Here is an 8390-nt window from a genome sequence, read left to right on the forward strand (position 1 = left end):
ACGCTGGTAACCCGCGGCGGCCTCATTTCCAGCGTGCTGCTGATCGACCACAGGGGTATGGCATTCAACCTCGACAGTCGTATCTTGGCGCAAGCCGACAAGGCCACGTTCAAGTTTCCGATCGATCTCGGCGCAGCCGACAAGGCGGCCGGCAAGGTCGTGCCGCAGATCATAATGGTGATCACGGGTCCACAGGATGTTCAGGCTGCGGCGTTCTCCACGCCGACACCAGCCGCGCTGCTGTTGCCCAAGATTCTCGAAGAGATCGCGACCACCAGATCTGAGTTCTCCGCCACCGCAAAGTACTTCCGGCTCGGCGGGTAGCATGGACGCCGATGGACCGCCGCCGCTCGCGTTTTTCCTACCCAACCACTGTCCCGCCCAAAAATCAGCGTGACTGGCTTCGCGGCCTGCTTGCGTTGAGAGGCCGCATCAAACTTGTGGTCATGTCGAGCGCGACATTGCTGGCTCTCCTGTCGTCCCACGAAGCGCGCGCCGAATTCACCGTCTGCAATCAGACGCTCGACGTCGTCAATCTCGCTGTCGGCCAAAAGGTCGACAATACGGACCAGACCGATGGCTGGTGGACCATCGGCGCAAATCAGTGCGTGAACGTCATCCGCGAGGAACTCACGAACCGCTACATTTACATCTATGCGACGGACGTCTTTGGCCACGCAACCCTGGCCGGGTCGACCGAAATGTGCATCGACCGGCGGCGTTTTTCGATACGCGGAATCGACGAATGCTGGCAGCGCGGCCATATCGCGGCACGATTTCTCGAAGTCGATACGCTTGAACAGGTGCGGTGGACCTTTTTTCTGACCGGAAGCAATCCGTGACGCACAGTATCGACACAAGCTTCAGGTTGAAAAAGCAGGCGCGCGCCGCCCTGCGCAGACGCAGGCTCTGGCGCCGACTCCTTGCCGGTCTTGCTGTGGTTGTCCTGTTGTCGATCGCTGCCGGCTTTTATCTCACCGCGGACTATTGGTCGTTTGGCGATGAAGATGAGGAGTTGCACGCCGTCGAGGGAACCGACGATGTGCCATACGATGCATCGGTCTATGTGCCTGCCATCATCGATCTCGCAGGAGACCCGATGTGGATCACCCTTGCGCCCGACACCGGCGCCGCAACAAAAAGCCAAGTGATCCCGCGCCCGGCAGAACTCGATCAGGCTGGAGTTTCTCCCCAGATCGAGATTCTGGCTGACGTGATGCTTAGCGCCAGCGAAAAGTTCATGACAACGATACCGTCCACGCAAGAAGACTTCGCATTCTTCCAGGCACAGCGACAGACCGCGCCGGCGTCATCCAACGATCTGCAAGACGATGTTCAGCCACCGCCCGTTCTAAACGAGGCTCCGGTTGCTTCGGACCCGCAGGTGGACGCCGATGATACCGAAGCAGGTTGGGGCGAAACAATCGATTCAGGCGAGGCAGCCCTTCCCACGTTCCGGAAAACCCAGATCGAAAACAACACAAGCGTCGCAAACGTCACCAGCGAGTATCAACGATACAAGGCTACCGAGGACACATTCGTAAAGATTCTCAACGACCGCAGCTTGGACAGCGTTGCCCTGGATGCGCATTTCTCCGCCGAGGATGCCAAACTGGCAGGCGAAGCCCTGAAGACGCTTTTCAATCGGGAAAGCCTTGAGCCAGGTTATGTCGTCGCCATGCGCGGTTTCAGGCCGACGCGCGAGACGACAACCATGTCCCTCATGCAGGTTTCAATCTACGCCAAGAATGTATTTGTCGGTACGCTGACGCGCAATGCCGCTGGTGTGTTTGTGTCTGGTGTGGATCCCTGGGTCCGCGAAGATCTGTTCAACTACTCGGGCGCACAGGCAGAAGGCACGCACAAAAGGCAATACCGGCTGCTCGATGCAATCTACTCAACAGCAGCACGCAACAAAGTCCCGACCGGCGTGATCGGAGAAGCGATCATGTATCTCTCGCGAGGACAGGATCTGGATGCGTTTGCCAGCGAAGAGCAACGTCTGGTCCTGATCTATTCGCAAAGGCCGCGTGGCAAGGAAGAGACGGCCGGGCGCGTGTTATATGTGGGTGTCCAGGGTGCCGAAAAAAGCCTCGACTGTTTCGTGTTCCAGCAGACCGACGGCCAGTTTGCATGCGTTAGCGGCGACGATCAGGTTCGCTCGCTGACGGTCACAAACGGCATGGTCACCCCGGTCAACGGGGTCATGACGTCCACCTTCGGCCCACGCAAGCACCCGATCCTCGGAACTGTTCGCATCCACAAGGGCGTGGATTGGGCGGCGCCTATGGGTACGCCGATTGCAGCCGCCTTCGACGGCGAAGTCGTTTTTCAAGGCGATGGAGGGGGTTACGGCAACCTGGTGAAGATTTCGCACGGAAACGGGCGCGAGACGCGCTATGCGCATATGCAGAAATTCGCGGTCAAAGGCGGTGTCGGCGCGAAGGTGAAGGCAGGCGATATCATTGGTTACATTGGCACTACCGGCCTTTCGACTGGGCCGCACCTGCATTTCGAACTCTATCGCGATGGCGAGGCGATCGATCCCCTGGGTACGGTTACCGCCATCGCAACGGATGATTCCGCTGTCGAAACGCTGACCGACCGTATCGTTCAAGTCGAAAGTGGCGGCAGCGCCCGCGCCAAGAACCCACTTTCTTCGGCGACCGGCGCCGGTCAGTTCATAACGAAGACCTGGATCAGGATGATGAACACCTACCGCCCCGAACTTGCGCGGACACTGTCAACCGCCGACCTGCTCGCTTTACGTTACGACGCCACCATCTCGCGCGAGATGGTCAGCAATCTGGCGCGCGAAGGCGAAGCCTATCTTCGGGCGCGCGGCCACCAGATCACAGCCGGCCGGCTTTATCTCTGTCATTTCCTGGGAATGGAAGGCGCCCATCAAGTGTTGTCATCGCCGGGTTCGGCGCAATTGAGCGCCGTGCTCGGGTCGGCCGTCATTCAAGCCAACCCGTTTCTCACCGGCAAGTCCGCCAGCTATGTCGTGAGCTGGGCCGAAAGGAAAATGGGCAGGAAGCTGAGCCCGACGACGACTGAGGTGGCTCAACAGACAACGACAACAACGCAAGTCCGGCAGACATCGCCGGAGTTCGAAAAATACAAGCAGGCGATCACGGCCCTCATAAGCCCGATGCAGAATACCCTTTGAACCAGCCATAACCCGGAAATCGGAATCGGTTTTGCTGCGCTAACCTCCGGTTCGCGCGTGGAAAACGGCGCGCGGCTCTGGTCTAAGCCTAGCGCACCCGCTCCAGCTACTCAGTCCTTATCCGCATTTCCACCCGGCGGTTTACCGGATCGAATGGGTTAGGGTCGCGCGGATTCGTCTCGCCCAGGCCCGTCGCTTTGATGCGGGCAGGATCGATGCCGTTAGAGGTCAGGAAGGTTGTTACCGATCTGGCTCTTCGTTCCGACAGTCCCTCATTGTAATCAGCGGAGCCGGTCGCATCTGTATGCCCCTCAACAACGAAGTTCAGAGTGCTCAGTCGGCTGTCCTTCAGTGCCTTGGCGAACTCGTCCAGTTCAGCGCGCGCAGTCGCATCGAGTTCCGCAGAATCCAGGCCGAAGTTGATCAGCATGTCGAGGCTGGTTTTTTCGGCCGGCGCTGCTTTGTTCTTGCTGCTGCATTCGTCTTCGGTGCCGACGCAAATTCCACGCGACGGGCCGAACTCGCTCGCTGCGTCAAAAAACTTCACGATGTCTTCTGATTTCTGAAGCGGATCAGCAAAAGCATGGGTCGAAAAAAGCGTGACCGTAAACACGAAGGCTAAACTGCCCAACTGCATGACGGTTACTCCTGTCTTGAGCATCCGATCTTGTCGGCTGCGGATTATACCAAATCCCGAAGCGAATGTCTGTCAATAAACGTCAGGCATACGAGGAGTGGACGGCAGTTGCATCTTGCTGAGGACTGGAGACTTGACCGCACCCTGTCCAGGCTTCAGTGTCGATTGTTCCCCAGTAAAAGCGTGGCGGCCATGGCCAATGAGCTTCGATTCAAAACGGCACGGGATCTTTTCATGGCCTGCCCCGCTGTTTCCAGGGACATGGTGGCACTCCCGACCGAACAGCCTTCAATCGAATTTTGCCGCGCCCTCCTTGCCGGGCGGGTGCCCGAGGAGGCGATTACGTTCTGTGCCTATCTGCTTCCCGAGCGGGCTGCGGTGTGGTGGGCCCATGAGTGCCTGAGCCACCTCACCGTTCTGCTCGACCGCAGGGATCAGGAATTGCTCGCGCTTGTTCGTGACTGGGTCAGCGAACCGGATAGCGCTCACCATCGCGCCGAAGTGAGCCAGGCTGCGGCAATACCGCCAACAACGCCGGCCGCCTGGATTGCCCTGGCTGCAGGACGGCATGGCAATGGTTCGGCGATGGAGGCGCCAGCGGTATCGGCCTTGCAGCCATTGCCTGCCGCCCACGCTGTGAGCGCGGGGGTTCTGGCCGGGCTGGCACGCGTTGCACTGGAGGACCGCTTTTCGGTTCTTTCCGCGTTTGTCGAAATGGGCATTCAGATGGCGGAGATCGAGGCGCTGCGCCAATCAGCGGATGCAAATTAGAGTGCAGTCTGGATCCTGATTGCTTGCCTTACTTGCAGCCGTCTTGGACCCATTTGGCAGCGCCACCCTGAAACGTGTCCCCAGAGGATGTTGCAGCCGCAGCACCGAGACATCGTCGGTGGCGAAACTTCCTGTCCGCACAACCGAGCCCAGTTCCATGGCAGCCATCGTAGTGACTGTCCCATATTGCCTCGTCGAGCCCTTCCACCGGACTGAAGCGTGGCTTGCCTTTGAGGTCTTTCCGTCGATTGCGGGATCGCCGAAGTCTATAGATAGGTCGGAAAAAAAATAGGGTCGTCCGAAGCCAGGCAGTGGATCAACGGTATCCGTCATCCCTAGATCTTCGCGGTGCGGTCGAGAACGACATGGTGCGGCATCCTCCGATCCGCCCCGTGATGTTGCGCGAGCTTTCGTGAAAGCGAAACGGAAGTTGGCTTATCCCCAGCCGCCGCCGCCTCCGCCTCCGCCTCGCCAAGGCGCAGGAGCGATCACAGGAGGTGCGGCAACAGGCTCTACCTCAACCGGCTTGATCACTTTTTTCGTCACCACCCGTTTGGGAGCGGCCTTGACGACCTTCTGCTCTACAGGTGTCCTGCGAACGACCTTCGGCGGTGACGTCTCCACCAGCGGCGTTGGTTCGGGTGGCATCAAGGACGTGCAGCCTGTGAGCCCCACCAGGATGCCGGACAGGGCTGTTCCGACGATTGCGTGCTTCAATGTCCTGCGCACCGTTTACCTCCTGATTGATTAAAACACGTCCCGACGCGGGTTGGCTTCTTCCCAGACCCGCCTGGCCGCGCCGACCAGTTGGTCGTCCAGCGAACCGGACGCAGGAATCTTCGATTTGAGTTCCCGGCGCAGCTGCTTCAACGCCGTCGTTTTCACCTTGGTGCCGAAATTTGCGAGGTTCGTCCGGGCCTCTGGCAGTTGGTTGCGAAAATCCAGCGCGGCCGCAAATGCAAGAAAGCGGACCGCGGTGGCCTGGTCGGCCTTTTCGCCCTTTTCCATTTCGAGAACCGCGCGATCGAATGCACCATACTCATCGCCCCGCATGGTCGCCATCTCGAACAGTCTTTGCGCTTCCGCCGGGTTGCGCTCCACGCCCACGCCGTCGCGGTACATGCGCGCCAGGTTGCTTGGAGCGTAGGGCTGGCCGAGTTCGGTGGCTTTCTGAAACAGGGCCAGCGCCGTTTTGGGATCTTTATCGACGCCCGCGCCGGACAGATAGTTCCGGCCAAGCAGGTTCATCGAATACATGTCCTGCCGCTCGACGCCAGCCTCCAGGAAGGCAACGGCACGGGCCTGATCTGCGGTCACGCCGTTGCGGCCTTCGGTGAAGATCGCGCCGAGATCGTTCATAGCATATGTGTGACCCATCGCCGCCGCCTTGAGCAGCAGGTCCAGCCCCTTGGCTGTATCGCGCTCGACGCCGGAGCCATGGAACAAGGCTCGGCCCCACGACGTCATCCCATAGGGATCGCCCTTGTCGGCCGCAGCCGCGTAGAAGGTGTTGGCCTGTTTGCGGTCGACAGCCACGCCTGTTCCGGTCGCGTAGAGGTAGCCGAGTTCGAACACTGCGCGCACGTGTCCCCTATCGGCAGCCTGCTGGATGGCTTTCCTGGCCTGCTCCACCTTGCCGGCCGCAAGCAGCGCGCGCCCCAGTTCGTAGCGGAAGCGCGCGACATCGGGATATGCCTTCACCGCAGCCTCGCAGAGCTTCACCGCGTCGGCGCCGATTTCATTTGGCAGCAGGCCAGGGACGACGCCTTGAAGGTCGAGAGGTTCGCCGGCAGCCGAGTCGCACGGATCCACGCTTGGCGACAGTTTCATTTTGGCGGGTTTGGATACTGCGCTGTCCGCCCGAATTTCGAAGGCGATCTCGACCGGTGCGCTGGCGCCGATCTGGGGTTCATAGCGCAGCCCCTCGACTTCACCGACCGTCAAGCTCGATTCGGGCGACAGGGCTCGATCCGGCAGGGAGAGCGTTCCCGTTGCCGGATAGCTGGCAACCTTCAGGCTGACCGCCGAATCGTCTGTCGGAAGGTCCAGGTTCAGAGCAACCGCGCCGATGCCGACCGGAACGTCGATCTCCCGATTCTCGATCGCCTCGGCCGCACCGGTCACATGAATGCCGCGCTGCAGCACCTGCTGTTTCTGCTCGGCTTCGAGTGAGGCCATCACCTGTTCGCCCTGGGCTCCTTCGCCGCTCTTAACCCGGAACACCAGCATGCCCTTGGCTTCGCCGCCCCAATTGTCGCGTGCAGCGTAGGCCAGCATATCCATCTCTTCCGGCTCGCCAACTCCCTTGGGGACATCCATCTGCAAATGCGGCAGATCCTTGCCCTGGATCAGATCTCCCGCTTCGACAACCTTGCCATTCAGCATCAGGCGTCCCAAGGCGGGCGGTCTTTCGATGCTGACGGTGATTGATCCGCCGTCGACCTCCACCGGTTCCGGGAGGTTGAGATCGACAGGCCCGACTCCCGACAACACGACTTTCTCCAACACCGGCGGTAGAGAGGGGCGGCTGCTGCGACGCATCAGAACGACTTCGTCGATCAGCGAAGAGTTCTCCCAGGGAACCTGCAGGCCCTTGGTAGCCTCAACTACATCCCGGCGCACGGTCGCCAATACCGTGCGAATCTCCTGGTTCGGAGCCAAGGCCCGACGAGAAAATGCGAATGAAAATGGGCTGAGGTCGCCGGCGCCGTCATAGGCAACCGCGCCGGGTTCGGTGGCGAAAGCGATCAGTGTGTTCAGCGAGCTTCTTACTTGCGCAAGGCCGGTGCCGCTGGCGGTAATAAGCTGGTCCCTGAGCCAATAGTCCTTGCGAGGGAATGGATTGTTGCGGCAGGCATCAAGGATGATCACCTGGATCTTCGATTTCGAACGCATCTGCTGCAGCACGTCGTTCAGCTTGATTGCCTGGACCTCGACGTCCGCCGCCTCTTTCAACGAGGCATCGACGGGGATCAGGAAATTTTCGCCGCCGATCTGAAAGCCGTGACCGGAATAGTAGACGACAGCTACATCCGCCCCGTCCACGGCGGCAAGATAGTTGCGGAACTGACCTTCAAACTGCAGCTTTGTAAGATTGCTCGCGACAAAAACATCAAAACCAGCCGATCGAAAAGTGTTGGACACGTCCACCACATCTTTGGCCGGATTCTTGAGGGCCGAGATTTCCTGGTAATCGGAGTTGCCGATTACAAAGGCGACCCTTCGTTCGACTGCAGAAGCCTCGAACGTCGTGACGCTTGCGAGCATGAATGCCGCAACGAATGCGCAACGTCGGAGCATGGCAAATCCCTTAACCGCTGTTACCTGGCGACCACAAGAACACAGCTTGCAGTGCCAGGTCCGTTAGAGAGCATGCTATCTGCCGAGACAGAAAAGAGAGAAAAGCCGTCGCGACAGCGGTATATTCCTCACTTGATCGAACCCTAAATTACATCAGAGGCCGAGTGTCCGCAATGATCGTCAAACGGTTTCTCAACCTGGCTATTTGGACCCGTGGTCGATTTGGTCCCCTCTCGGGCCCACGCGCGGCGGGCATTCTGATCGTGGCAAGTTGCAGCTGGTTGTGGTCGGCGATGCCCCCGATAAAACACAGCTCGCGCGGGCGCACCTCAGTTTCGCCCAGCGACGAACGTCAACTGCCGCCTGCCAGGCCCGACGGCCGCCCTGCACTCTTGCCTTCCGTCCACGCACCACGCGTCGAGAGCGCCCGAGTTTTCCACTACTAATATCGGACTACCCCTGATTTTCTCTAGCCACCGTTTCCGAGACTCAATTAGCGTCCTCTTATGG

6 protein-coding genes and 1 pseudogene are annotated in these 8390 nt (G+C 59.6%); 5 read left to right on the top strand and 2 right to left on the bottom strand.

Annotated features, from left to right (window positions below):
- From EOA86_RS12580 to EOA86_RS12590, 3 genes and pseudogenes are all read left to right on the top strand, one after another.
- A pseudogene (locus EOA86_RS12580) lies at positions 1–324 on the top strand (serine/threonine protein kinase); the annotation flags it as partial.
- Positions 325–335: 11 nt separating this feature from the next.
- A complete protein-coding gene (locus EOA86_RS12585; RefSeq protein ID WP_164891707.1) occupies positions 336–842 on the top strand; it encodes a DUF1036 domain-containing protein in 507 nt (168 codons plus the stop codon).
- Positions 839–3172 carry a M23 family metallopeptidase gene (locus tag EOA86_RS12590; protein WP_128341937.1) on the top strand — a complete coding sequence of 778 codons (2334 nt, stop codon included), beginning with the start codon at positions 839–841 and terminating at the stop codon, positions 3170–3172. The genes EOA86_RS12585 and EOA86_RS12590 overlap by 4 nt, the downstream gene beginning before the upstream one ends.
- Before the next feature lie 106 nt (positions 3173–3278).
- Here EOA86_RS12590 and EOA86_RS12595 read toward each other — a convergent pair whose 3' ends face one another.
- Positions 3279–3809, bottom strand: coding sequence for an OmpA family protein (locus tag EOA86_RS12595; RefSeq protein WP_065006955.1), 531 nt, complete (start codon positions 3807–3809; stop codon positions 3279–3281).
- A gap of 192 nt (positions 3810–4001) precedes the next feature.
- Here EOA86_RS12595 and EOA86_RS12600 point away from each other — a divergent pair, with 192 nt between their 5' ends.
- Positions 4002–4580 carry a hypothetical protein gene (locus tag EOA86_RS12600; protein ID WP_128341939.1) on the top strand — a complete coding sequence of 193 codons (579 nt, stop codon included), beginning with the start codon at positions 4002–4004 and terminating at the stop codon, positions 4578–4580.
- A 526-nt stretch (positions 4581–5106) separates the two neighbouring features.
- Positions 5107–5331: a hypothetical protein gene (locus EOA86_RS39355; protein ID WP_206630007.1), complete on the top strand. Its 225-nt coding sequence runs from the start codon at positions 5107–5109 to the stop codon at positions 5329–5331.
- Here EOA86_RS39355 and EOA86_RS12610 read toward each other — a convergent pair.
- The gene (locus EOA86_RS12610) at positions 5328–7880 is read right to left on the bottom strand and encodes a caspase family protein (RefSeq protein ID WP_128341940.1); all 2553 of its coding nucleotides are present in this window, start codon (positions 7878–7880) and stop codon (positions 5328–5330) included. The two genes, EOA86_RS39355 and EOA86_RS12610, sit on opposite strands and share 4 nt — an antisense overlap.
- Between the last annotated feature and the right edge of the window lie 510 nt (positions 7881–8390).

Source organism: Mesorhizobium sp. M5C.F.Ca.IN.020.32.2.1 (assembly GCF_004023105.1).
GTDB classification, from domain to species: Bacteria; Pseudomonadota; Alphaproteobacteria; order Rhizobiales; family Rhizobiaceae; genus Mesorhizobium; species Mesorhizobium wenxiniae.